Origin of the sequence: Nocardia coubleae NBRC 108252, assembly GCF_001612805.1 — a bacterium.
Taxonomy (GTDB): Bacteria; Actinomycetota; Actinomycetes; order Mycobacteriales; family Mycobacteriaceae; genus Nocardia; species Nocardia coubleae.
Genome location: NZ_BDBD01000002.1, coordinates 32,545 through 56,744, shown reverse-complemented (window position 1 = coordinate 56,744; position 24,200 = coordinate 32,545). Strand labels below are relative to the sequence as shown.

Annotated in this window: 26 protein-coding genes and 1 pseudogene; 13 read left to right on the top strand and 14 right to left on the bottom strand. The window is 65.8% G+C overall.

Going from position 1 to position 24,200, the window contains the following annotated elements:
- Positions 1-86 precede the first annotated feature (86 nt).
- From NCO8_RS01150 to NCO8_RS01140, 3 genes are all read left to right on the top strand, one after another.
- Positions 87-947 (top strand): NAD-dependent protein deacetylase, encoded by an 861-nt coding sequence (locus tag NCO8_RS01150; protein ID WP_067635650.1) that lies wholly within the window; start codon positions 87-89, stop codon positions 945-947.
- Positions 944-1,321, top strand: coding sequence for a DUF5655 domain-containing protein (locus NCO8_RS01145; RefSeq protein ID WP_067635649.1), 378 nt, complete (start codon positions 944-946; stop codon positions 1,319-1,321). Before NCO8_RS01150 ends, NCO8_RS01145 begins: the two co-directional genes overlap by 4 nt.
- 176 nt (positions 1,322-1,497) lie before the next feature.
- Positions 1,498-3,906, top strand: coding sequence for an MFS transporter (locus tag NCO8_RS01140; protein ID WP_067635760.1), 2,409 nt, complete (start codon positions 1,498-1,500; stop codon positions 3,904-3,906).
- Between the two features lie 44 nt (positions 3,907-3,950).
- Here the strand turns inward: NCO8_RS01140 and NCO8_RS01135 are convergent, their stop codons facing one another.
- A complete protein-coding gene (locus tag NCO8_RS01135) occupies positions 3,951-4,214 on the bottom strand; it encodes a helix-turn-helix domain-containing protein (RefSeq protein ID WP_067492131.1) in 264 nt (87 codons plus the stop codon).
- A gap of 92 nt (positions 4,215-4,306) precedes the next feature.
- Positions 4,307-4,666: a winged helix-turn-helix transcriptional regulator gene (locus NCO8_RS01130; protein WP_067635646.1), complete on the bottom strand. Its 360-nt coding sequence runs from the start codon at positions 4,664-4,666 to the stop codon at positions 4,307-4,309.
- 124 nt (positions 4,667-4,790) lie between these two features.
- On the opposite strand from NCO8_RS01130, the gene NCO8_RS01125 reads away from it, so the two are divergent.
- Both NCO8_RS01125 and NCO8_RS01120 read left to right on the top strand, forming a co-directional pair.
- Positions 4,791-5,768 carry an NAD(P)-dependent alcohol dehydrogenase gene (locus NCO8_RS01125; protein WP_067635644.1) on the top strand — a complete coding sequence of 326 codons (978 nt, stop codon included), beginning with the start codon at positions 4,791-4,793 and terminating at the stop codon, positions 5,766-5,768.
- A 121-nt stretch (positions 5,769-5,889) separates the two neighbouring features.
- Positions 5,890-6,660, top strand: coding sequence for an SDR family oxidoreductase (locus NCO8_RS01120; protein WP_067635642.1), 771 nt, complete (start codon positions 5,890-5,892; stop codon positions 6,658-6,660).
- Here the strand turns inward: NCO8_RS01120 and dmpG are convergent.
- The 6 genes from dmpG to NCO8_RS32080 all read right to left on the bottom strand — a co-directional run bounded on the left by dmpG (position 6,657) and on the right by NCO8_RS32080 (position 13,193).
- Entirely contained in the window at positions 6,657-7,685 is a 1,029-nt protein-coding gene (dmpG, locus tag NCO8_RS01115; protein ID WP_067635640.1) for a 4-hydroxy-2-oxovalerate aldolase, read from the bottom strand. The genes NCO8_RS01120 and dmpG overlap by 4 nt on opposite strands.
- A 38-nt stretch (positions 7,686-7,723) precedes the next feature.
- The gene (locus NCO8_RS01110) at positions 7,724-8,632 is read right to left on the bottom strand and encodes an acetaldehyde dehydrogenase (acetylating) (RefSeq protein ID WP_067635638.1); all 909 of its coding nucleotides are present in this window, start codon (positions 8,630-8,632) and stop codon (positions 7,724-7,726) included.
- Between the two features lie 85 nt (positions 8,633-8,717).
- Positions 8,718-9,503 carry a 2-keto-4-pentenoate hydratase gene (locus NCO8_RS01105; protein WP_067635759.1) on the bottom strand — a complete coding sequence of 262 codons (786 nt, stop codon included), beginning with the start codon at positions 9,501-9,503 and terminating at the stop codon, positions 8,718-8,720.
- A 127-nt stretch (positions 9,504-9,630) separates the two neighbouring features.
- Entirely contained in the window at positions 9,631-11,040 is a 1,410-nt protein-coding gene (locus NCO8_RS01100) for an MDR family MFS transporter (RefSeq protein WP_067635636.1), read from the bottom strand.
- A 15-nt stretch (positions 11,041-11,055) separates the two neighbouring features.
- Positions 11,056-12,093, bottom strand: coding sequence for a ferredoxin--NADP reductase (locus NCO8_RS01095; protein ID WP_067635634.1), 1,038 nt, complete (start codon positions 12,091-12,093; stop codon positions 11,056-11,058).
- Between the two features lie 692 nt (positions 12,094-12,785).
- Entirely contained in the window at positions 12,786-13,193 is a 408-nt protein-coding gene (locus NCO8_RS32080) for a tautomerase family protein (protein ID WP_067635632.1), read from the bottom strand.
- On the opposite strand from NCO8_RS32080, the gene NCO8_RS32825 reads away from it, so the two are divergent.
- The gene (locus NCO8_RS32825) at positions 13,087-13,671 is read left to right on the top strand and encodes a winged helix-turn-helix transcriptional regulator (protein ID WP_084456327.1); all 585 of its coding nucleotides are present in this window, start codon (positions 13,087-13,089) and stop codon (positions 13,669-13,671) included. The two genes, NCO8_RS32080 and NCO8_RS32825, sit on opposite strands and share 107 nt — an antisense overlap.
- 55 nt (positions 13,672-13,726) lie before the next feature.
- On the opposite strand, the gene NCO8_RS32075 is transcribed toward NCO8_RS32825, so the two are convergent.
- Complete coding sequence (locus NCO8_RS32075) at positions 13,727-14,209, bottom strand: hypothetical protein (RefSeq protein WP_210739922.1); 483 nt, start codon at positions 14,207-14,209, stop codon at positions 13,727-13,729.
- 1 nt (position 14,210) lies between these two features.
- Here NCO8_RS32075 and NCO8_RS01085 point away from each other — a divergent pair, with 1 nt between their 5' ends.
- Positions 14,211-14,828 (top strand): uridine kinase family protein, encoded by a 618-nt coding sequence (locus tag NCO8_RS01085; RefSeq protein ID WP_245655193.1) that lies wholly within the window; start codon positions 14,211-14,213, stop codon positions 14,826-14,828.
- 448 nt (positions 14,829-15,276) lie between these two features.
- On the opposite strand, the gene NCO8_RS31005 is transcribed toward NCO8_RS01085, so the two are convergent.
- Positions 15,277-15,624, bottom strand: a complete 348-nt coding sequence (locus NCO8_RS31005; protein WP_157104737.1) for a hypothetical protein — start codon at positions 15,622-15,624, stop codon at positions 15,277-15,279.
- Positions 15,625-15,800: 176 nt separating this feature from the next.
- On the opposite strand from NCO8_RS31005, the gene NCO8_RS01080 reads away from it, so the two are divergent.
- Entirely contained in the window at positions 15,801-16,154 is a 354-nt protein-coding gene (locus NCO8_RS01080; RefSeq protein WP_067635630.1) for an Imm8 family immunity protein, read from the top strand.
- A 926-nt stretch (positions 16,155-17,080) separates the two neighbouring features.
- Positions 17,081-17,755 (top strand): hypothetical protein, encoded by a 675-nt coding sequence (locus NCO8_RS01075; protein WP_157104736.1) that lies wholly within the window; start codon positions 17,081-17,083, stop codon positions 17,753-17,755.
- 55 nt (positions 17,756-17,810) lie between these two features.
- Here the strand turns inward: NCO8_RS01075 and NCO8_RS01070 are convergent, their stop codons facing one another.
- Positions 17,811-18,194, bottom strand: a complete 384-nt coding sequence (locus NCO8_RS01070; protein ID WP_067635627.1) for a nuclear transport factor 2 family protein — start codon at positions 18,192-18,194, stop codon at positions 17,811-17,813.
- Between the two features lie 772 nt (positions 18,195-18,966).
- Between NCO8_RS01070 and NCO8_RS01060 the strand changes: the two genes are divergently transcribed.
- Together NCO8_RS01060 and NCO8_RS01055 are read left to right on the top strand one after the other, a co-directional pair.
- A complete protein-coding gene (locus NCO8_RS01060) occupies positions 18,967-20,097 on the top strand; it encodes a sigma-70 family RNA polymerase sigma factor (RefSeq protein ID WP_312032635.1) in 1,131 nt (376 codons plus the stop codon).
- A 296-nt stretch (positions 20,098-20,393) separates the two neighbouring features.
- The gene (locus NCO8_RS01055) at positions 20,394-21,254 is read left to right on the top strand and encodes a TIGR03619 family F420-dependent LLM class oxidoreductase (protein ID WP_067635623.1); all 861 of its coding nucleotides are present in this window, start codon (positions 20,394-20,396) and stop codon (positions 21,252-21,254) included.
- 41 nt (positions 21,255-21,295) lie between these two features.
- Here NCO8_RS01055 and NCO8_RS01050 read toward each other — a convergent pair whose 3' ends face one another.
- The 3 genes and pseudogenes from NCO8_RS01050 to NCO8_RS32820 all read right to left on the bottom strand — a co-directional run.
- Complete coding sequence (locus tag NCO8_RS01050) at positions 21,296-22,387, bottom strand: hypothetical protein (protein ID WP_210739923.1); 1,092 nt, start codon at positions 22,385-22,387, stop codon at positions 21,296-21,298.
- A gap of 93 nt (positions 22,388-22,480) precedes the next feature.
- Positions 22,481-22,999, bottom strand: coding sequence for an MmyB family transcriptional regulator (locus NCO8_RS01045; protein ID WP_245655192.1), 519 nt, complete (start codon positions 22,997-22,999; stop codon positions 22,481-22,483).
- Positions 23,000-23,078: 79 nt separating this feature from the next.
- Positions 23,079-23,180 (bottom strand): annotated as a pseudogene (locus tag NCO8_RS32820) (transcriptional regulator); the annotation flags it as partial.
- Positions 23,181-23,279: 99 nt separating this feature from the next.
- Between NCO8_RS32820 and NCO8_RS01040 the strand changes: the two are divergent.
- Positions 23,280-23,690 (top strand): hypothetical protein, encoded by a 411-nt coding sequence (locus tag NCO8_RS01040; protein ID WP_067635619.1) that lies wholly within the window; start codon positions 23,280-23,282, stop codon positions 23,688-23,690.
- Positions 23,687-24,088 carry an SgcJ/EcaC family oxidoreductase gene (locus NCO8_RS01035; protein WP_067635617.1) on the top strand — a complete coding sequence of 134 codons (402 nt, stop codon included), beginning with the start codon at positions 23,687-23,689 and terminating at the stop codon, positions 24,086-24,088. The genes NCO8_RS01040 and NCO8_RS01035 overlap by 4 nt, the downstream gene beginning before the upstream one ends.
- Positions 24,089-24,200: the final 112 nt, after the last annotated feature.

The following is a 24,200-nucleotide window of genomic DNA, read 5'->3' as shown; positions in this document are numbered from 1 at the left end:
AGATGAGTCATCATGTCGCCGCACCCGCTCGCCACGCAACTCCACCGGCGTGCCGCCCCGCGCCCGCCCACTCGTACCATGACTTCATGGGCGAGCCCACCCGGGACCTGGTGGAGCGTGCGGCCGAGCTGCTGGCCGGACGCCGCGTCGTGGTGGTGTCCGGGGCGGGTTTGAGCACCGACAGCGGCATCCCCGACTACCGCGGCCCCGATTCACCACCCCGCAATCCGATGACCTACCAGCAGTTCGTCGGCGACGCCGCCTTCCGGCAGCGGTACTGGGCCCGCAACCACATCGGCTGGCGGCGGATGGACGCCGCCCGGCCGAACCCGGGCCACCGCGCGCTGGCCCGGCTGGAACACGCGGGCGTGGTGTCGGCTGTGATCACGCAGAACGTCGACCTGCTGCACACGAAAGCAGGTGCTCGCCGGGTCATCGACCTGCACGGCACGTATGCCCGCGTGTGCTGCCTGCGCTGCGCGGCGGTGATCTCCCGCATGTCGCTGGCAGAACAGCTGGAGGCGGCCAATCCCGATTTCGCCGACCAGGTTTCGCACGGCGGCGGTATCGAGGTCGCGCCCGACGCGGACGCGGTGGTCACCGACACCGACCGCTTCCGGATGCTCGACTGCGCCCGGTGCGGCGGCATGCTCAAGCCCGACATCGTCTACTTCGGCGAAACCGTCCCCGCCGAGCGGGTGGCGGCGGCCTTCGCCCTGGTCGACGACGCCGAGGCACTGCTGGTAGCTGGATCGTCACTCACCGTGATGTCCGGGCTGCGATTCGTCCGCCGCGCCGCGAAGAACGGTGTGCCGGTGGTGATCGTGAATCGCGGCGCAACCCGCGCCGACGATCTGGCCGCCGTGCGCATTCCGGCCGGCTGTTCGCAGACCCTGTCCACCCTGGCCGACAGTCTCACCACCGCGACCCCGGCCGTACCGCGATGAGCGATTCCGTCGACCCCGCCGTCGAGGCGTACTTTTCGGGCAAACCGCACTCGCGTGAGATCTTCGGAGTACTACGCGAATTGATCGCGAGCAATGGTCCGGTCGAGGTGTCGGTGGCCTCGCAGATCGTTTTCGCCGTCGCGCGGAAGTTCGCGTGGGTGTGGCTCTACAACGTCACGGGAAAGAATCCGGAAGGCACCGTGCAGATCATGCTCGCGCTCGACCGGGAAATGGCGCACGCACCGGTCTACCGGGTGACACAGGTGGGCCGTGCCCGCTGGAATCACCTGGTAGTGGTGCATTCTCTCGACGAAGCTCGCGATCCACGACTGGCGGAGCTGATTGCCGCCGCCTACCGTTTCGGCGCGAAATGAACGGTAACTTGATCCCTCGGTGACGGCCGCGAATCCGACGTGGGTAAGCTCTGGCCACCAGCGCATGAAGAGTTCCACCCGCGGCGCAAAGTTTTCCTCGCAGCGGGGTTGTCGGCCCTTGCGTGGGCCGAATGATCGACACCCACCAGCCAGCCGATCAGAACCAGGGCTTTTCCATGACCGATACCGTCGTCGCCGAACCACGCCTCACGCACCGCCAGACACTCACCATTCTGTCCGGCCTGCTACTCGGGGTGTTCCTGGCCGCACTCGATCAGAACATCGTCAGCGTCGCGATCGTGCGGATCGCGAACAGCCTCGACGGCTTCGACGAACAGGCATGGGCGACAACGGCATACCTCATCACCGCGACCGTCACCACGCCCCTCTACGGCAAACTCGCCGACATCTACGGGCGTAAACCGTTCTATCTGCTGGCGATCGCACTGTTCGTCATCGGTTCGGCGGCCTGCTGCTTCGCCCAGACCATGTATCAGCTGGCCGGGTGCCGCGCCTTCCAAGGCCTCGGGGCAGGCGGGCTGATGTCGTTGGCGTTCACCATCGTCGGTGACATCGTGCCCGCCCGGGAACGGGTCCGCTACCAGGGTTATTTCCTCATGGTCTTCGGCATCGCGACGGTGCTCGGGCCGGTGGTCGGTGGGTTCCTCTCCGACTACGAGAGCCTCGGCGGTATCGAAGGTTGGCGCTGGGTGTTCCTGGTCAACGTGCCGGTGGGTCTGCTCGCGTTCCTGGTGGTGTGGCGGGTGCTCAACGTCGGTCACACCCGGCAGCGCAGCCGGATCGACTGGTTCGGTGCGCTGGCGCTGGTCGTCGGGGTGGTGCCGCTGCTGATCGTCGCCGAGCAGGGCAGGCTGTGGGGCTGGACGTCCCCGAAATCGCTGCTCTGCTACGGCATCTGCGTTGGCGGGCTGCTGGTGTTCGTGATCGTCGAGTTCCTGATGAAGGACGCGGCGCTGATCCCGCTGCGGTTGTTCCGCAGTTCCACCTTCAGCGTCGCCATTCTCGGCGGATTCCTCATCGGTGTAGCCATGTTCGGGGCCATCACGATGGTTCCGCAATACCTGCAGGTGGTGCGGGGGTTCTCGCCCACCGAGGCGGGCCTGCTGATGCTGCCGCTGGTGCTCGGCATCATGGTCGGCGCCCAGCTGTCGGGCCTGATCACCAAGGCCAGCGGGCGCTACAAGGTGCTGCCGGTGCTCGGCGCGCTGATCCTGGCCATCGGCTGCGGATTGTTCGCCCGCATCACCTACGACGGTCCGCTGTGGCAGCCGCTGGCATACAGCGCGATCATGGGTTTCGGGCTCGGTGGTTGCATGCAGACGCTGGTGATCGCCGCGCAGAACGCGGTCGGGCGCACCGAGATGGGTGTGTCGACGGCGGCGGCCACGTTCTTCCGGCAGCTCGGCGGCACCCTCGGCGTCGCGGTCTTCCTCACCGTGCTGTTCGATCGCCTGCCCGGTTCCATCCTGAGCGCGTTCGGCGGCACCCTCCCGCCGGGTTTCGACGCCGCCCGGCTCGAGGCCCTGCAGAGCGACACCAGCGGCATCGCGGCCCTGCCCGACCACCTGCGGATCCCGATCCTCGAGGGTTTCACCGACTCGATGCACACCGTGTTCCTGCTGGCCGCCGATCTGGCGATCGTCGCCTGCCTGGTCCTGGTGTTCATGAAAGAGATTCCGCTGCAAGAGGATCCCGTGCCCGATGAGGCCGACGAAGGTGCCCAGTTGCGGGATGTGAGCCTCTACGACGCACACGAGATGGCGGGCAAACTGCGGCCCGGTGCGACGGGCCGGGTGATCGCGGGACTGCTGCGACGTGACGATGCCCGCCCGGTCCCGTCGGCGACGCTCACCCTGATCGATCAGCACGGTCACCAGGTGGCGCGCGGCAACGGCGACGCCGACGGCGCCTACATGATCGAGGCACCGCGACCGGGCAACTATGTCCTCATCGCGGCCGCCGCCGGTCATCAGCCCGAGGCGGTGAGCGTGTCGATCGGGGAGCGGGCCCAGCACGTCGACCTGATGCTCACCGGGGCGGGTGAGCTCACCGGGGTGGTGCGCTCGGCGCGGCGCGGTGAACCACTGTGGGGTGCGACCGTGACCCTGACCGATCCCGAGGGGGAGGTGGTCGGGGCGGCGATCACCGGCGAGGACGGTACCTACGTCTGCCGTGATGTCGTCAGCGGCACGTACACCCTGGTCGCGGTGGCCGACCACATGCGCCCGACAGCACTCGCCCTGACCGTCCCGGAAACCGGCTCACTGCACCGCGATATCGACCTGGAACCGATGGCCATCCTGACCGGTTCGGCCTGGGTCGACGGCGACCGGCCGGTCGCGGATGTCGAGATCACCGTCCTCGATTCCAGCGGCGACCCGGCCGCCACCACCCGCACCGACGAGAAGGGCCGCTACCTCGTGCCCGACCTGCCCGAGGGGGAGTACACGGTCGTCGCGCGCGGGTACCCACCCGTCGCGAGTCAGGTGGCGGTCACTCGTGGCGAGATCACCCACGACGTCACCCTGGGATACGACAACGAAGAATCGATGCATCGCCGGTAGGTCGTTCCAGCGCCTCGCCGTCGACGAGCACGAACCGGAACGGCTCAGGCGGACTCGGCGACCTGCTCGGCGCGGTAGACCTCGGCCAGCTCGGCGAGCGGGATCGTGAGTGCTTCGGCGAGGCCGACGATGGTGCCGAACGCGGGGGAGGGCATGCGCCCGGACTCGATCTTGCGCAGGGTCTCGGGAGAGATCCCCGCCCGCCCGGCCACCTCGTTCAGTTCGCGATCGCCCCGAGCCGTCCGCAGTCGCCGACCCAGCCGGCGCCCGGCTTCGACCTGGGCGGGACTGAGCGGAAGACGAACCATGCCCCCGATGGTAAGTGCTCACTCACCGAGCCGCCAAGAAAGCTCTCCTGACGGCGCTGATCCGTCCCAGGGCGTCGCGGCACGCCCATGAACTAGCGGGTGGGACGCCAGGGGATTCGGCCGTTGCCGTCGCCGGTGGGTGTCCATTGTTCGGCCCAGTCCCAGACCTGCTGGAGGGACTCGGCCAGGAGGGCGCCCTCGGTGGTGAGCTCGTAGGCGCCGCGCGGTCCGTTCTTGCGGGTCAGGCCCGCGGACTGCAATTGCTGGAGGCGGTCGGACAGCATGCTCGACGAGCAATTGCCCATCCGGCGGCGCAGGTCGAGGAAGCCGAGGGGACCGGGCTCGAGTTCCCAGATCACGCGCAGCATCCACCGCTGGCCGAGCAGGTCGATCGCGGCCACGATCTTCGCGGAGGGTTCTGCCGTCTCGTCACCGCCGGTTGCGCTTCTCATTCAGAAGCACGATAGCTGGTTCTGGATCAGAAGCATTCGGGCGATCGGACGGGGTCCTGAATCCGGAATACCTCGGGGAGTTCCCCGATGTGTGCGGGTGGTCGCGACGCCTAGCGTTGTCGAGGTGAAGGCAATCGTGCAGCAGGTTTACGGGTCGTCGGCGATGTTGGCGGTGGCCGATGTCGGGCGCCCGGAAGCGGGGGCGGGGCAGGTGCTGGTTCGGGTTCGTGCGGCGTCGGTGAATGCGCGGGATTGGCATGTGATGCGGGGGGACCCGAAGATCGCGCGGTGGATGGATCGGTCGGTGTTCCGTCGCAAGGGGCCGGCGAATCCGGTGCAGGGCGGGGACTTCGCGGGGACGGTCGAGGCGGTGGGCGACGGGGTCACCGATGTCGCGGTGGGCGACGAGGTGTTCGGTGAGGCGGTCAGCGGCGCGTTCGCGGAGTACCTCGCGGTACCGCGCGCTCTCCTCGACCGAAAGCCGAAGAACCTGAGCTTCGAGGAGGCCGCGGCCGTACCGCTGGCCGCCAACACCGCCCTGACCTGCCTGCGTCACGTCGACGCCGGAAACCGGGTGTTGATCATCGGTGCCTCCGGAGGGGTCGGCACCTTCGCGGTCCAGATCGCCCGGGCCAGGGGTGCCGAGGTCACCGGGGTGTGCAGTACCCGCAATGTCGAGGCGGCACGGGCACTCGGCGCCGCACATGTCGTCGACTACACCCGCGAGACCGTAACCGGCCGCTACGACACCGTTCTCGACCTGGCGGGCACACGGGGCCTACGCGAACTCCTCCGCCTGGTCGAGCCCACCGGCACCCTCGTTCTGTCCGGTGGTGGCAATTTCGACGGTGGCAGCGTGTTCGGTCCGGTCGGCTTGCTCGCGCTCGGCCAGCTGGCTCGGCCATTCGTGAAACCGTCGATCCGCGGCCCGCTGGCTCAGCAGAGTCCGGAGTCGCTGACAGAACTCCGCGAGCTGATCGAGTCGGGGCAGGTCCGCCCGGCCATCGACCGGACCTACCCACTGGCCGAGACGCCCGCGGCCATCAGCTACATGGAATCCGAACACGCCAGGGCGAAGATCGTGATCACCGTCGCCGCATAAGTCGAATCGCCTGGCGGAGCAGGGTTTCCACCGGGCGTCGGGATCATCCGCCGGTTGCGCTTCTGATTCAGAAGCGCGATAGTTGCTTCTGAATCAGAAGCATGCGGGCGGGAGGAACACGATGGTGGAATCGACGGCGCGGCGGGTGGTGCTGGTGACCGGGGCTTCGCGCGGAATCGGCGCGGATACGGCGAGGCAGTTCGGCGCGACCGGTGCGCACGTGCTCGTGAACTTCCGGGAGAAACGCAAGCGTGCCGAGACCGTCGTCACCGAGATCGTGACGGCCGGCGGTAGCGCCTCAGTGATCGGCGCGGATGTGTCCGAGCCTGATGATGTCGCTGCCATGGCGGCAGATATCCAGCGAACATATGGTCGGCTGGATGTGTTGGTGCTCAATGCTTCCGGCGGTCTCGAGCGTGACGCGGACCCCGGCTACGCGCTGCGCCTCAATCGGGACGCGCAGGTGGATCTCGCGAAGGCGATGCTGCCCTTGATGCCGTCGGGCGGACGCATCATGTTCGTCACCAGCCATCAGGCGCACTTCATTCACGAGAAGCCCGATGTGCCTGCGGGTTACGCACCGATCGCGCGGAGCAAGCGCGCGGGTGAGGACGCCCTGCGCGCGCTGATTCCCGAATTCCGCTCGCGGGGAGTCGGTTTCAGTGTGGTATCCGGCGACGTGATCGACGGCACGATCATCGTCCGGCTGCTGGAACGGCGTGACGCGAGCAGTGTCGCGTCACGCCGTGCGGCGGGCCCGTTGCCGACTGTCGAGGATTTCGCCGCGGCGATCGTGACCGCGGCCGAGTCCGACGACGCCGACGGGCGGACGGTATATGTCGGCGGCGCGGACTATCTCACCTCGAGTGCCGTCGGTAGTGACCGCGGCTAGACCGTGGCTCGGCGTTGCAGTTCGAGGGCGATGTCGATGAGCTGGTCTTCCTGCCCGCCGACGAGTTTGCGTTCGCCTGCGCGGACGAGCATTTCGGCGGCGGAGACGTTGTAGCGTTCGGCTTGGCGTTCGGCGTGTTTGAGGAAGCTGGAATAGACGCCCGCGTAGCCCATCATGAGGGATTGGCGGTCCAGGAGGCATTCCTGCGGCATGGCCGGGCGAACAACATCTTCGGCGGCGTCGGCGATGGCGAAGAAGTCGATGCCGGTGTTGATCCCGAGTTTGTCGCAGACCCCGACGAGGGCTTCGACGGGGGTGTTGCCCGCGCCCGCACCGAAGCGGCGTGCGCTGCCGTCGATGTGAGTGGCACCCGCGCGGATGGCGTAGATGCTGTTGGCGACGGCGAGGTCGAGGTTTTCGTGACCGTGGAAGCCGACCCGGGCGTCGGTGCCGAGCTCGGCGACCAGGGCGGCGACGCGGTCGGAGACCTGATCGAGGACCAAGGCGCCCGCGGAGTCGACGATGTAGACGCATTGGCAGCCGGCGTCGGCCATGATGCGGGCTTGTTTCGCCAGCGCCTCAGGGGTTTGGGTGTGCGACATCATGAGGAACCCGACGGTTTCCAGACCGAGGTCGCGGGCGTAGCCGAAATGCTGGATGGAGACGTCGGCTTCGGTGCAGTGCGTGGCGATGCGGCAGATGGAGGCGCCGTTGTCCTGGGAGATCTTGATGTCTTCTTTGACTCCCACCCCGGGCAGCATCAGGACCGCGATCTTGGCTTGCGTGGCGGTGTCGGCTGCGATTCGCACCAGCTCCTGTTCAGGGGTTTTCGAGAATCCGTAGTTGAACGAGGAACCGCCGAGTCCGTCGCCATGGGTGACTTCGATGACGGGAACACCGGCACCATCGAGCGCGGCGACGATATCGCGGACCTCGGTGGTCGTGAATTGGTGACGTTTGTGGTGCGACCCGTCGCGCAGACAGGTGTCGGTGATGCTGATGTCGAGATCAGCGGAGTACGGCATGGGAATTCCTAACGAGACCGGGGCGGAGGGATGCGCGTTCACACGCGGGCGGCGTGGATCTGATCGGCCATGACTTCGCCGACCTTGGTGGCGGCGGCGGTCATGATGTCGAGGTTGCCCGCGTACGGCGGCAGGAAGTCGCCCGCGCCTTCGACTTCCACGAACACCGAAACCTTCGCCAGGCCGCCGGAAACCACAGAGGGTTCGTCGAATTGGGGTTCGTTCAGAAGCCGGTAGCCGGGCACGTACTGCTGGATGTCGGCGACCATGCGGTGGATCGAGTCGGTGATCGCGGCGTGGTCGGCGTCTTCGGGGATGGCGCAGAAGATGGTGTCGCGCATGATCATCGGCGGTTCGGCCGGATTGAGGATGATGATCGCCTTGCCGCGTTCGGCCCCGCCGATGGTTTCCACACCCCGGCTGGTGGTTTTGGTGAATTCGTCGATATTGGCGCGGGTACCGGGTCCGGCCGACACTGACGACACCGAGGCCACGATTTCGGCGTAGGGCACCGGAACGACTCGCGAGACAGCGGCAACGATGGGAATCGTCGCCTGTCCACCACAGGTGATCATATTGACATTCGGCGCGTCGACCAACGACGCGAGATTGACCGGTGGAACAACCGCCGGGCCGACCGCGGCCGGGGTCAGATCGACTGCCCGAATACCCAATTCGGCGTATCGCGGTGCGGCGGCACGATGCACATAGGCCGAGGTCGCTTCGAAGACAAGGTCGGGCTTCTCCGGTTGAGCGAGCAACCAGTCGACACCCTCGGCCGAGGTCTCCAAGCCGAGCCCACGAGCCCGCTTCAGCCCTTCACTGGCCGGGTCGATCCCGATCATCCACCGGGGTTCGATGGATTCCGACCGCAACAGTTTGTAGAGCAGATCGGTGCTGATATTGCCGGATCCGACGATCGCGGCGGTGACGTTCCCGTTGGCCACGGTAAGCCTCCTCGATATTTGGGCCGGCGAACCGGCGAAGTACTGGTTTACCGCGTCGACTCAGCGGCGGAGAGGTAGCGCGGGCCTAGGCGAAACGCAAACGGACGGAACCGAGTCCGGTGAATTCGGCGTGGAAGTCGTCGCCGGGGCGGGCGTCGATGGCGCGGGTGCAGGAGCCGGGCAGCACGATGTCTCCGGCTTGGAGCCGCACTCCGAAGGTCGCGACCTTGCGCGCCAACCAGGCGACCGCGATCACCGGGTCACCGAGGACGGCGTCGCTGCGGCCTTCGGCGACGACCTCACCGTTGCGGGTGAGGACCGCGTCGATGGCGGTGATGTCGATATCGGCCGGGGCGACGCGTTGTTTGCCGAGGACGAATCCGGCCGAGGAGGCGTTGTCGGAGATGGTGTCGGCCAACCCGATCTTCCAGTCGGTGATCCGTGAGTCGATCAATTCTATCGCGGGTGCGTAGGCGACGGTCGCGGCCAGCACGTCGGCTTCGGTGCAGTCCTCGCCGGGCAGGTCCTTGCCCAGGACGAACCCGACCTCGACCTCGACGCGGGGCAGCAGGTACTGGGAGGTGTCGACGGGGACGTCTTCGAAGACTTCCATCTCGGCGAGCAGGTGTCCGTAGTCGGGTTCGTCGACGCCCATCATCTGCTGCATCGCCTTGGACGACAGCCCGACCTTGTGCCCGACGACCTGGGCGCCGTCACGGAGCCTGCGCTGGATGTTGAGCAACTGGATCTCGTAGGCGTCGACGACGTCGATGCCGGGGTACCGGTCGACCAGCGGCGGCGCGGCCACCCGATTCTGTTCGGCGCGGGCCAATTCGTCCGCGAGCTCGCTGCGCACGGTGGGGCTCAGCATGCTGCCTCCGTCCTTGTCGTCGTGATCATGCATCCCATGCTCCTCGGCAGGAGGGCAGCAGAACGGTCCGCTTCCCGCTGGCCGGAAAGAAATTCGGTGGTCTTCCCGGATCCTGGGAAAGCTGTGCTCACAGCTGGGCGGTGTCGGCCCGGCGAGGCATGAATGCGCAGGCCACGACCATGACCACCGTCATCGCGGCGATGGCGACGAACACGAGATGTATTGCCCCGGCCAGCTTTTCCGGAGCCGGGGCCCCCGCGATCCGAGCGTTGACGATGGCGCCGAACACGGCCACACCCACAGCGCTACCGAGCGAGCGGGCGAACAGTGCGGCCGAGGTGACCACACCCCGCTCCGACCAGGCTGCGCCGGTCTGTGCCGCGATGAGCGTAGGGGTGGCCACCAGCCCCATCCCCGCACCGACGACGAAACAGGATGCCGCCACCTGCCACAGCGCCGAGTGTTCGTCGATGAGCAGGGTCGATGCGGCCCCGATCGTCGCGACACAAGCTCCCGACACCGCACAGGCTCGGAAGCCGAAGCGCAGGTACACCTTTCCTGCCTGCGCGGCCGACAGCGGCCAGCCCAGCGTGAGCGCACCGGTGACGAGCCCGGCAACCAGCGCGCCGGTCCCCAGAACCCCTTGGTTGAACATCGGCACATAGGTGGTGAACCCGAACAGCAGCGCACCACCGAGCATCGCCGCCACCGTGCTCGCCAGCACCACCGGCCGGGTGAAGATCCACAACGGCAGAATCGGCTGTACCGCACGGGTTTCGACCACGACGAAGACCGCCAGCAGCAGTGCGGCTGCGGTGAACACGCCGATCCCCGTCGGCGAATCCCACGCCCAGGCGCGACCACCTTCGAGCAGGCCGAGGACCAGCGCACTCGCACCGGCGGTGAGCAGGAACGCCCCGGCATAGTCGATGCGGGACTGCCGCCGAGGCACCGTTTCGTGGAAGCCGCGCACCAGCATCCACGCGGCGAGCACAGCCAGCGGCAGGTTGATCAGGAAGATCCAGCGCCAGCCGAGATAGTCGGCGAAGACGCCGCCGAGCAGCGGACCGGTCACCGACGCCACCGCCCACACCCCGGCGAGATAACCCTGGATCGTGGCGCGTTCGGCCAGGGTGTAGAGATCGCTTGCGATCACCATGGTCGTCGGCTGGATCGCGCCCGCACCGAGCCCCTGCACCGCGCGGAACACGATCAGCGCGAGCATGCTGCTCGCCAGCCCGCACAGCAGCGAACCGAGCGCGAAGACCGCGATCCCGAACAGCATCACCGGTTTTCGGCCGAACGTGTCGGCCAGCGCGCCGTAGACAGGAACCGTGACGGCCTGGGCGAGTAGATAACTGGAGAACAACCACGGGAACAGCGCGAAATCGCCGAGGCTGTCGGTGATGGCGAGCACCGCGGTGGCCAGGATCGTCGAATCGAGGGCGACGAGCCCCGTCGCGAGCATCAGCGACACGAGCACCGGCCCACGCTCGGACCCGAACCCGACGGATTCCCGCGCGGTATCAATAGCCACAGCGCACCTCCCGGATCAGAAGCGGATGCGGACAGTGCCGGTGCGTGGCCGCGCCTGACAAGCGAGGATGTAGCCGGCGGCGATGTCGTCGTCGTCCAGCACGCCGGTCCTGCCCATCTCGACCTCGCCGTCGAGCACGGTGCAGGCGCACGAACCGCATTCACCTTCCCGGCACGAGTACGGGACATCGAGCCCGCGCGCCAGCATCACGTCGACGAGCGTCCGTTCGCGGGGCCAACGCAGCGCGTGGACGGTGCCGTCGAGCTCCACGTCCACGTCGGCGGCCGTGTCGTCGTCGGCGACGGGTACCGGCTCGGCGAACGGGTCACCTGAGAGCGAGACGAACACCTCGCTGGTCACCCGCTCCCGTGGACGATCCGCCAAGGCCTCGGTCACCGCGGCCATGAACGGGGCGGGACCACACAGGTACGAGTGGAAATCGGCATACGGCGCGGCGAAGTCGGCCAGCGAACCGGCATCCGGCAGGCCGCGTTCGGACTGCAGCCAATGGGTCACCCTGAGCCGGTCCGGGTATCGCCGCGCGAGTTCGGTGAGCGCCCGATCGAAGATCACCGAGCCCCGATCACGGTTGGCGTAGAACAACACCACCTTGCCCCGCCCACCGACCAGCGCCGAGACCAGGATCGACAACACCGGCGTGATCCCACTGCCCCCGGCCCACAACAGCAGATCCTCGTCGAGCGAGGCAGGCGTGAAGGTGCCGGTCGGCGGCAACACGTCGATACTGTCGCCCGGGGACAGGTTGTCGCACAACCAGTTCGAGCCGTACCCACCATCGGTGCGCTTGACCGTCACCTTAGGCGGTTCCCCCGTGAACGGCGAACTCGCCAGCGAATAACACCGCGCCACCGGCGGCTCCCCGGGTATCCGCAGCGTGAGGAACTGACCGGGCCGATACCCGAACCGCTCCTTCGCATCCTCGGGAACCTCGAACACGAACGAACGCGCCTCGGCAGTCTCCTCGACCACCGCCGCGACCCGCAGCGTCACCACCCGCGCACCAAGCGCCACGCCGACACTCGCCCTCGTCACCGATGTCCTCCTACGCTCGCGAACACGTCGCCACGACGGTCCCAGTCCCGTGGCGCCGTGGCAGCCCCGGCTCCCGGTGGTCGGGAGATCGCGGCGACCAACCCGCCCACCGGGAGAGCGGGGGTTCGGCGGTGGAGTCGACCACGAGGAGGTCACGAACGCAGAGGGACGACGCGTGCATCCGGTTCCCGATATGGCCGTAGCTGACAATCGTCACCGGGTGTCCATGCGCGTCGTGACCTTCTTCGGTCATGGTCTCGCCCGCCTCGGTGGGCATTGCGGAAGACGACCCGACGCCCCGCCTGGCCGAATTCGCGCCAAAGCGGGGCCGTGGTTGTCAGCCACCTAGCCAGGGGATTGTGGGTGCTACGGCTCCAGCTCGAGACCGAGCCCGACCTGGTGGCCACCAACCCCTCCGCGAGGAGTCACCACGGGTGTCGCAACCGCGTTGTCACCAGTCCCTTGCTCCTCGCTCGGAGTGATGCCAACTGCGATGTCCTCGGCGCGAGATTCGTTGTCACTCATAGGACTGCTCCTTCGGGCTGATTGTGGTTCGGACCAAGGAAGTATGGCTGTGTCCCTTCGTCGCGACTGCTCGATTGGCGGACCCGTCTTTTCCTCGATCTCCGCGCTCGGTCCGGCACTGCTGCGTCATCACTGCCTCACCGAGGGAACGCTCGTCCCGGCCGCGCCTAGCTGGACACCAACGCGACGATGTCCTCGATCCGTACGATTTCGCCGCCGGCACCCCAGTTGCCTTCCGGAATCTCGTTGATGTGCACCCACGCGGTCGCGGCGTCGGCGAAACGCGCAGGGTCCTCGTCGGCGTCCGCCAGCACCCGGTTGACGCGGCGCACGATGTCGCGGCGCTTGTCGTCGTTCATCGAGCCGGCTGGAACTCCCACTCGCACCACATATTTCGGACTGCCACCGGCCGGGAGTCGCTGACCACCCACGAACCAGGCGTCGATCTCGTTCACCACCAGCCACGAGATGGAACGAGCCGCGGCGGTGTCGGGCGCACCCTCGGCGAGCATCACCTCCGAGACCAGCTGCCCGCCGATCTTCTCCCGGCTCTCCTGGTCGAGTGAACCGCTCACTCGACGACTCGAAGCGCTGGTGGCAGACGGCATCGTGGAACGCCGGGCGTACCAGCAACGACCGCTGCGGCACGAATACCACCTCACCGAGGCGGGACGCGAACTCGTCCCTGTGCTGATGGCGCTGATGGCCTGGGCTGACAAATGGGCCACCTCGTCGGGTGGTCCGTCGGTCCGATTGGTGCACGACGAATGCGGGCACCAATTCACGCCGCAGGTCTGCTGCTCGGAGTGTGCGAAACCGGTAACCGCGCAGAGTGTTACCGCCCTACCCGGCCCGGGTGCGGCCTCGGGGCCGGGGCCACAGTGCTCGCCCGCCTCAACGAACTGCCGGCGCAGCCTGATGGGAAGTTCTGAACCAAGAAAGGCAACTCGCCCCAACCGGTCGCTGACGCGTCTCCGTGTACCACCAATCGGGTCGCAGTCAGCCTCGGACGTCACCATGATCATCAGCCCGAACAGTCGGGTTTCGCGATGATCTGATGGACGTCCTCATAGAGGATGCGGCCCGGGTTTCCGGAGTGGATCCGAGCCTATCCGATTCCGTGTGCGTCCAGGATCCTCGTGTAACCGTCTACACGAGAGATCATCTCAGTGGCCGACGGTTTGAACCAGGCCGCGGCGCCAGGGTGCAAATGCCGGTCGTAAACAGACGGGTCCGCAACGCTCGGATCGACGAGATTACAGTGGTACGAGGCGTTTTCACGCTGGCGGAAATGCTCTTCAGCGGTAGTCAGGCGACCCGCCCGGGATAGCCCGTTCACTAAAGCGAATACTCCTGGAAACCAACCCGAGCGACTCTGCACTACGGCTTGGAAGCGCACGAACAGCAACTCGCTGCCACGATCTCCTATCGGCTCGCGGGAACCGGATTCAGGACCGGTGCGGCCATCTACCGAGCCTCCGACCACCCGACCCGACATTTCTTCGGATGTCACAACGAACAGGTTCTCCCACTGCTTCAGATCGCATCCGACCACCCGCTGGACGGTTTTCCACACGTCACCGTCGGTCACCATGGAGATCATTCGTTCGGATGCCGAGGCCAGACGCTCGAGCCGGAGTGGACGCCAGGCCAGAATGGAGCTTGTGCTGATAGAGGAAATCGCTGTCAAGGTAGCGCAGAGCGTGCCCCGGCTGGGCTCGACCCGACTGGTCGCTGTAGACGGGCCCGGCGGCGCAGGGAAATCCACTCTGGCGGACCGCCTCGCCGTCGCGTGCTGTGCCGAGTTGCTCCACACCGACGACTTCGCATCCTGGGACAACCAACTCGACTGGTGGCCGAGGTTGGAAGCCCAGGTACTGGAACCGCTCGGCCAGGGCCGTCCCGCACGGTACCAGCGGTATGACTGGACTTCGCGCGCCTTTTCGGAATGGCACGAGATGGCGAGCCCAGATGTGCTGATCCTGGAAGGGGTTTCGGCCGCGCGCGCAGCGGTCCGTGCCCGACTGTCGCTGTTGATCTGGGTGGAAACCCCGCGCGATACGCGGCTCAGACGTGGGCTGGACCGCGACGGGGCCGAAGCGCTGCCGTTGTGGCAGCGCTGGATGACTGCCGAGGATGCCCACTTCGCTGCCGACCGGACGCCAGACCACGCGGACGTGATAGTCGACGGCTGGCACCTACAGGAATGAACGCTCATCGGCATGAGCGGATGTTCCTGGCCTCCAACGGATGTGCGGGGTCAGCGGGGAATGCCTGAATATTCCCATGGAACCAGGTTTCGATTTCGATGATCGGATCATAGCGACGCAACAGGATTCGTGCTCTCGCCTACCTTTGAATTCCTCGCTCACTTCCACTACCCGAGCCACTCGGTCGATCAAGGCTGCGCGTTGGCGGCATTGCAAGTGTTCGAAGACTCGCTCACTCTCCGCGTGCCGCGCCGATAGGCAATGCTGGTGCGGTGAGCGACCAACCGCGACACTGGGATCCGATGACAGCATCAGCCTTCGCAAGACGTGCGTTCTCCGTCACCGGCGCTGTGCGGTCGGTCGAAACCCTGGGCCCGTCTGGCTGAGCCGAGGCACGGAAGCAAAATGCGGAATGGCCGAACGAAGGCTGCGGGACCAGTCCCGCTGTTCATGGCCGCAATCCTCTTCCTCGCTGACAGTCGTAGCAGACCAGTCCGAACACCTGCGCCAGCCCAGCGACGAACTCCGACACCTCCTGCGCGCGGCCTCGCCGGATATGGACACTGAGGATCGGGCCGTCTACATACCCGGTACCCGACGCCGACCAGGGGCTGGCGGGGTGCTCAATGTCTGGCCAACGGCGGAGAAGCGCGGCGACGAATTCGGCAATCTTGGGGCTGGCTGGGTCGGGCTTGTGGTCTCGACTGTGTCGTTCGCTGATCTGGTCGAGTGTCTCTCGCAGATGCTGTGCATTGCCTGGTCTGGGGCCTTCCCAGACCAGGAGGTCGTAGCTCATGAACGCATACTTCCCGATCCCTCTGACAATCGCGCCCCGTGCCAGTCAACCCCGGTAACCGGGGATCTGCCATTTCACAGGCACGCACGTTCGTAGCCACCCGATTAGAGCAACTGAGTGCAGTGCACAATCGGACACCGTGCCTCGAGCGGCCGTAGCAGCAAGGAGACCGAATCATGAAAGCGGAGCTGAGGGCGATCGAGATCCCAGACGCCGATCTTCGAACAGGGATTGTGAAGCACCGCGACGCTGTCGCGATTCGCTTCCTCGCGGGGCCGCAAGGGATGAGGGGTGAGGAGTCCTTCGACCTGTTGGTGTGCACTCCTCGATGGATCGCTGAGCAGGTGAACCTGACGGGCATGATCATCGGCCGCCACAAGATCATCGTCGACCGGATAGATCTCGACGCTGTGACCCAGTACCTGCGCGGGTACGTCGCAGGCCTTGATGAACCGACATGGCCCGAACTCGCCGCCAAACTCGCTCGAATCGGCATGTGGGAATTCGAAGACTATTCCGAAGATTGCTGACACCCAATGCGTCACGCGCTCATCGGCAGCAGCGGATATTGCACTCGCGCCGGAGAAGCAGCCTGGCTGGTGAGCGAACTCGGGGCGGCTCGGAACCGGCAGTTCCGGCTCGTTGGCCATCGCGCCAGGCGTTCGAAATTTCGACAAAGCTCGTCAAGCACGCGGTTTGGATGGCCGACCACCGCCCGCATCACGGCATTTCAGTGCGTTGTCGGAGCACGGTCCAGCGTCGCGGAGCGAACTCTCATTCTTTGCAGAACGAGCATGTGCAGCGTGGCCCTCCTGTACAGGACGAGCAGAATACGCCTTCAGAATTGCCGTATGCCTGGACTGCGGCTGCATCATGTTCCAGCAGGCAGGCCTCACACCAGATACAGATATCTATAGTGTCGGTAGTGACCCCGAGCAGTCGCGCCACCTTCTCGCGGGCTACCGCTTGTGCCTCCAGAACAGTGTGGCCCCGAGTCACGCTTCGCACCCCCTCGGGTCCATACACCTCCAGAACCCACATGCTCTCGGGACGTTCGGCGATCGCCGGGTAAACATTGACGGTCATGCTGGCGTTCCTCCCTGTGCGTTCAGCCGAGCGGAACGCCTGTACCAGACTACCGGCGGATAGCACACACAGTGCCCCCATCGGCATTCCAGGATGTTCAGACGTGGCTCGGTGATTGCGATGTGGGCGCAGACCGACTACTGGACCGGCGAGGTGACATGGTCTTCTCACTCTCGTGATCGGGCTTCGAGGAGTGTGCAACCGACACCTCATTGCGGCCAGATGAGCATGCCACATGCTTCACGACGCTCGAGTGGCGCAAGAGACGCTCGAGGATGCCTCGGCCCAGTTCCGGCACCGACTCGGTCGGCGGGGCAGTCCGTAGGCGGCACGAGCGTAGGAGGTGACTGCGAATCGAAGGCTCCGGGTGTTGCCGATCAGCATGCTGAGGTTGTCAGTTCTCCTGCGCCGGAGCACTTCCGGGGGAGCTCTTCGGACTTCTTCGTGGATGCCGTGGGGAGCGGGTTCGGTGTTTCGACCGAACATCGCGGCGGTAGGGTTCGGTGATCATTCCGGGGAGGACAACCGCGTGGCACAGCTTCAGCATCGGATCGACGACATGACCGATGACTCGGGATTCCTCGGCCTTGTCGACCCCCACGCGTACACGTCGTTCGTGGGTGAAGACTGGACCTTGGAAATGCTGTTCGAGCGCTTCGAATCCGAGATACGGCAGCAGACGATGCTGTTCTGGGGAACCGGCGGCGAGGAGCAGTGGCGGATCGACCTTTCGGATTCTCCGGTGGATCCGCGGCTGCCGGTCATCAGGCAGATCACCGGCCCCATCACCGTGACGCGTGGTGAGCTGATCGTGGTCAATCTGGAGACGGTCACCATGGCTGCCCAGTACGCGGAATCCGCCGTGGACGACGACAAGGACATATACGGGTCCGGCATCGAACTCCCCAACGGCGACTACATCTGCACCGTCACCCAACTCACCGATCCCGAGGAGGATCGGACACACGAAGGTCCCGACTTCCACCTCCAGCTGATAGCCGGCCGAACCTCACCATGGTCCGGGGTCGCTTGGTCCGAACTGTGACGAGGCTACTTCTGCTGACGTCAGGTCGTCTGGTTCCTCGTGCGTACCTCATCAGCTAGTTGTCATCCTGTGTCGCTGTCTCATGTTGCACAGTTCCCTGGTGAAAGTAGAGGTTCCAGCTGCCGTCGCGAAGCAGCCAAATCGAGCTGCGAACAGCGGTGCGTTCCTTGCTACGTGTCCGGTAGGTCACGTGAATCACGGTCGGCGCCAGACGTGCGGCTGTGACGTGGTCGATCGTGGGCGCCGAGGAAATGTCGTCGCTCATCATGTCGAGAATCGACTCTCTGTCCCACACCCTGCCGGATGCGCCGAACTCGCGAAAGTCCGCGTCCAGTAGCGCAGCGGAATCGGCTCTGGAGTTTCGAATCTGGCGGTCGGCCAACCGTAGCTCAGCTGAAACCACGTACTCGATCTCGGAATCGTCGTTTATGAGGGCCACGCGGACAGTGTGGGCACCCGAGCACGGAGCGGCAACAGATTTCGTGTGCGGTCCCGACGTCAACCTGGGATGTGGCTCTTCGCCGGTCGAGTGCGTTCAAGCGCGTCGGCTTTCATGCGGGTTTCCGAGCTGATCGGTAGCGTCGCAGGACAGGATCAGCGAGAAGGAAATGAGCGAGACACGCTGGGCGCAGTTGGCGGATCGGATGAGTGTTCTTGTCGCCCGGCTCGTTTGAGTGATGTCAGGGTTGGAAGGTGACTCCGGTGAGTCGTTCACTGTCGGCCCACAATCGCGCGCCCAGTTCGCTGTCGGCGGCGCCTTTCGGGAGTTTCGCGGGTCTCGGTGTGCCGGAGGTCTGATCGCGTCCGGCCGGGCCGATGAATGAATTCGCCGCTGGTGATGTCGGGACTGGTGGCGGCGTACAGCGACGGCCACGCGGCGCCGGCGGGCGAACCCATCAGCATGCGGGCTGCGAGAGGAGTGAGAATGCGGGTCAGTGCTCCTGTGCCGTGTCGTTGAAGGCTGGCCATCGCCGAACCGGGGTGGACGGCGATGGCTTCGATCGCCGTGTGGGTAGTGCGGCGCGCGAGTTCGACGGTGTAGACGATACTGCGCAAGGTTTCGAGGTCTTCCCTAGCGGCGGAGTGACTTTCGGGGAATCCGAGCCCGAGGACTATCCGTTTGGAATCCGGGTCGAGGCGATAGACCCGGACGGCAACCGGATCTCGCTGCGGGAGCAGCGCAAGCCGCGACCGTCCACCCTTCCGGCCTGGTGGCCGAGACGTTCGAGGCCCAGCGCGATCGGCTACGCACCATCGCCTATCGCGTGCTGGGCTCATACGCCGATGCCGAGGACGTTGTCCAGGAAGCTTGGCTGCGCCTGGTCGGTCAGGACACAGCGACGATCGACAACCTGGCGGGCTGGCTGACCACTGTGGTCAGCCACATCAGCCTGGACCTCCTACGCTCCCGCAAAGCCCGCCCCGAAACCGGTTATGGGCAGGAGTTTCCGGGGTTCGTGGTGACGCCCGCCGACGGCCCGACACCGGACGAGCAAGTCGCGCTGGCGGATTCGGTGGGCCTGGCATTGTTTGTCGTGCTCGACACGCTCTCCCCGAGCGAACGCGTGGCGTTCGTCTTGCACGATATGTTCGCGGTCTCGTTCTCCGTAATCGGGCAGATCCTGGGCAAATCCACCGATGCCAGCAAGATGATCGCCAGTCGCGCCCGCCGCAAGGTTCAAGCCACGGATCATCGAGCGGGGCCCGGGCGCGAGCATCGGAACGTTGTCCAAGCCTTCCGCGCAGCGGCCCTGGCCGGTGACTTCGAAGCGCTCCTGCGCATTCTCGACCCGCAGGTGAAGTTGACTGTCGACACTGCCGACGGTGTGGTCGTTACCCTGGGCGCGACAGCGGTCGCGTCAGGCGCCCGCATGTTCTCCGGCGAGGTCGCTCGACAACGGCCCGTGCTGGTCAACGGCGTGCCCGGCCACATGTCCTGGCAGTCTGACGGAACCCCTCTCTCGGTCATCGCCTTCGCCTTCACCGTCACCGATGGCCTGATCGCCGCGCTTCACATCGTGATCGACCCGGCCAAACTTGCTTCGATCCGGTTGCCTGAACCGCCCCTGAACCGACGCCGCCGGCATTGGGTGGTCGGCCCGCGCTTGCGAGTGGCCTCGCGCGGGTCGGCAGAGCAGCACTGCCATCGGGAGATGCGGACGTTCGTGACCGCGTGCCCAACGGCATGTCTGGACAGTCGGCCGTGCCTCTGCTCGCGTCGTCACGACGGCATCGGCAGGATTCGACGAGGGTCCACAGGACCCGATGCGCAGCTACGAGGGCGACGCCTCTGCTCCAGCGTCGACGCGTTTTGCTTCGCGCTACACGCGGATGCTCGTTGAGGAAGACGAGGATTGAGCGCCAACGGCTACGAGGTGAAACTTCGGGGGCCGAGTTGCTCGACGGTGCCGAGATAGCTCCCAGGATCGAACCCCAGTTCAGTGTTGTACCGCCGTCAGGTTCGTCGCCTTGTCTATTCGTGCGAGGTCTATGAGCAGGGCACCCGCTGCGGCCGAACCGACACTCGCGCAGGCCTCTGCCCCAGCGCGGGAATTTCATGAAGCGGGCCGGGGTTGGGCCACCCAGACGGCTATTGCGCTGAGCGGCGCAACGGGCAGCCCGTCGGAAGGACCGGGGTATGAGGTTCGCAGTCAGCTACAGCAGCGCTCACTTCGGTGGCGATCCGGACCAGATCGTCGCCTACGCGCGCCATGCCGAGGCGTGCGGATTCGAGGGCCTTTACCTTCCCGAGCACCTTGTCCTGTACCCGGGAGCGAAGCTCCACGACTTCGAGGTCCCACCCACACTGCCGTTCCTCGACCCCCTCGACACCCTCGCGTATGTCGCTGCGGCGACTGAACGGCTCCTGCTCGGCACTGGGGTGCTCTTGCTGCCGTATCGGCATCCGGTGGTACTCGCCAAGCAGTTGGCGACCATCGACACATTGTCAAAGGGCAGGATGCGGTTGCTGACAATAGGCTTGGGCACGTTGCCGGAGGAAGCGGCGGCGACCGGTGTCGACTTCCGTACACGCGGACGACGTGCTGACGAAGCGATCGACGTCCTGCGTTTGCTGTGGTCCGGCACCGAGGAAGGCGTCAGCTTCCGGGGCGAATTCTTCTCTTTCGACAACCTCGTGCAATTTCCCAAGCCCTACCAGAGCGCGACGCTACCCATCCACGTCGGTGGATCGAGTGCTGCCGCCGCACGTAGGGCCGGGTTGCGTGGTGACGGGTATTTCCCCGGAGGGGCGTTGGTCCCTCAGGAACGTGCGGCGCAGTGGAAACTGGCGCGCTCGACCGCGCAGGAGTCCGGGCGGGACCCGGATGACCTCGAATACACTCGCTGGAGCGGGATCGACATGACCGACGAGCGGCTCGAAGCCTTTGCGGCACAAGGCGTCACACGAATTGTCGTCAGTGCCACAGCGCAGGACCCGAACGAACAATACGACGAACTGTCACGATTCGCAGAACGCTTCATCCTCGGGAGGTCATAACCGTCGATGATCGATCAGCTCGGACAGATTCGATGCAGTAGTCACCTGCTGGGCAACATATCTCGCGGCAGGGTGGTGAGTTCCCGTTTGTATCCAGGTGTTCGGACTGCTTTTCGGACCCGGTCGAGGGTGCTTTGTTCGCCGATGGCCGGCCATAGCGCGAAAAGTTCCCTGTCGCGGCCACGCATGACGGCCTTATCAGCAGTGGGGTCGATCGCGATGAGGCGGTCCACGACGGTGTCCAGCAGGGGATGGTTGCGTTCGGGATCGTGTGGAGTGGCTTCTCGGATGGTGGCGGCCAGCAAAGCCAACTGGTCGAGCTCTGGCAGGAGGCCCTTGGCAGCACCGGTCAGTACCTCCCACAGTCCGTCGACATCGGCCGCGTCGACAAATCCGGTAAACGCGTGGCAGACAAAACTAGGTCCGATCCGCTTGTTCGCTGCGACGGCCACCGCCGCCTTCCAGCCCTGGTGTCGAGCGACACCCTCGATCAGATGTTCTTTGAGCAGGGCCATGCCCGCACGGTCCTGTCCGGCCGCGTAACGCTTCCAGTCGGCGAAGAAGCCTTCGACATCGCCTTGGTCGGCAAGAGCGAAGCCGATATCACGGTGTGCGCGCCAGGCGTATCCGTCGTCTATGCGTGTGGCGAGCGCACGAGCGCCGGCCAGATCTCCGGCGGCGATCCGGTTCAGCACCTGCTGCCGACGAAACCCGCATGACTCGGGCAGGAGCGGGGCAATGCTGTCGACCTCATCCGAGGTCAGTGCGTCGACCGCGATCAATGCGCAAGTCGCGTCCGCGAAGTCGAAGAGACCCTGGCTGCGAGCAAGCATCTGTACCTCGAATCGGTAGTCCCGAGGCCAGCTCAGTACGCGAGTCACCGTCGGCGGCCCGTCTCCCGCGCCCGGGAGGCGGCTGACGAGTTCCTCGAGGACACGGTCGCGGATGGGGACAGCGGCAGCCGGTATCGGGTAGGGAGGGGTGCGCGCAGCTTCTCGCTCGACGTCGGTAATCGGGAGCGTGAGACCGGCGACGAGGGTGTCTTTCAGGCTTGGGAGATTTCCTGACATGCCGACATCGTGCCCCGGGGCGCCGACAGGTCGCCTATCGCTGAACCGGAATGTGGTGATCACGTTCGGGTTCCGTGCCCCTGCATCGCCGAGACGTCCAGCGCGGGCGCTGTTCCAGCCTCCCGCGCGTGGTGGACTCAACCACGGTGCGAGCGTTCAGGGGTGGGCTGCGGCATCTGCGGTGAAGAGCGTGCGCAGCGTGTCCGCGGTGAATTCGTCCATCGAATAGAACAATTCGATGGCCAATTCCGCGAGCGTCACATCCGAGGGTGCGCCGAAGGTGACCATGGTGCTGAACATGCGTAGCTCGCCCAGTGGGGTGGCGATGCGCAGGGGTACAGCGAAAGGTGTGGGTGCGCTGGGATCGGGTTCGGTGTGCGACGGGACGGGGTACTGGGAGACCTCGTCGTACAGTGCGCGCAGGATCGGGTCGCCTGTCGCCCGTACCTGCCGGAGCAGTCGTTCGAGCAGGAGTTCCCTGACCTGACCGTGGTTGATCATGTGTGTGTCGGCATCGGGCGGGCCGGGGTGCAGGGTCAGGCGGTAGACGTTGGGGCGTTCCATCAGCTGCTCGTCGACCTCGTTCGAGAAGAGGCCCATCGCGCGGTTGGTGGCAACGACATTCCAGTACCGGTCCACCGCGACCGCCGGATAGGGTTCGTGCGCGGTCAGCATGGTGTCGAGCGCGGCCCGGGCAGAGTTTGAGCACCATGGCCCGGCTCGGTTTGGCCTTCCCGGTCTCGACGCAGGACAGATGCCGTGCCGAACTGTCGGCGGCCAGCGCCAGCTCCAGCTGACTCAGCCGCCGCCGCTGCCGCCAATCCCGCAGCAGTGTGCCGACGGGGGATTCCTGCATCGAACGCGTCACTCGGCCACGCTATCGGTCCGGCACGACCGGTTGCCATGACCTCGGAGGTCATTGAGACGATGATCGGCCGCTGGCAACGTCGACGCCATGACCACAATGACCACCTTTGAAGCCGGTCCCGGCCTACGCACCGCCTTGCGGGTAGACGGCTGGAGCACCGGCGTTTTCGGCACCTTTCTGTTGGCCACCGCCCCGTTGTTGCGCGAACCGCTCGGCTTGCCGACCTCCTGGTCGGTCCCCTTCGGCGTCGGCATGCTGGGCGGCGCCGCGGCACTGCTGCTCATCGCGCGCCACCCTCGGCTACCGTCTCGCCTGGCTGTCGTCGTTGTCGCGGTCAACGCGCTGTCGGCGATACTCATGGTCGAGCTCGCTGTGATCGACCTGATTCCGTTGACGAATTGGGGCCGGGTCTTCCTGTTCGCGGGCGCGGCGTTCGTCGCGAGTTTCGCCGCCCTCGAGTTCGCGGGCCTGCGCCGCCGGGGGCCGGTGGCGCCATGACCGACGAAACCGCCGTCCTCGCCCTGCTGCGCGCGCAGATGGACGCCTGGGCCGCAGGTGACGGCACCGCCTTCGCCGCCACCTTCACCCCCGACGCCGATTTCGTCTCGGTCATCGGGGAACGCATCCAGGGCCGAACCGAACTCGCCACCGTCATGCAGGAGGGCTTCGACGGGTTCATGAGGGGCACCCGCATGGCCGAACCCGACACCACCACGCTGCGCTTCCCCGCACCGAATATCGCGGTGCTGGTCACCGTGGGCGATCGCCCCATGCCGCCGGGCGCGACCGCGCCGCCCGATGCCCGGTCCGTCCAGACCCGGGTCGCGGTGCGCCACAAAGGAACTTGGCTGTTCACCACCTTCCAGAACACCCGGATCAGCCAGTTCCCACAGTGAGTCGGGAACATGACAGCGCGTTCGCGTTGTCTTCGTGGCCCGCATGCCCCAGGTCGGCCGACTATGAACGGACGTGCCCTACTCAGCCGCGGGCGGCTCGTCGAAATCCTCG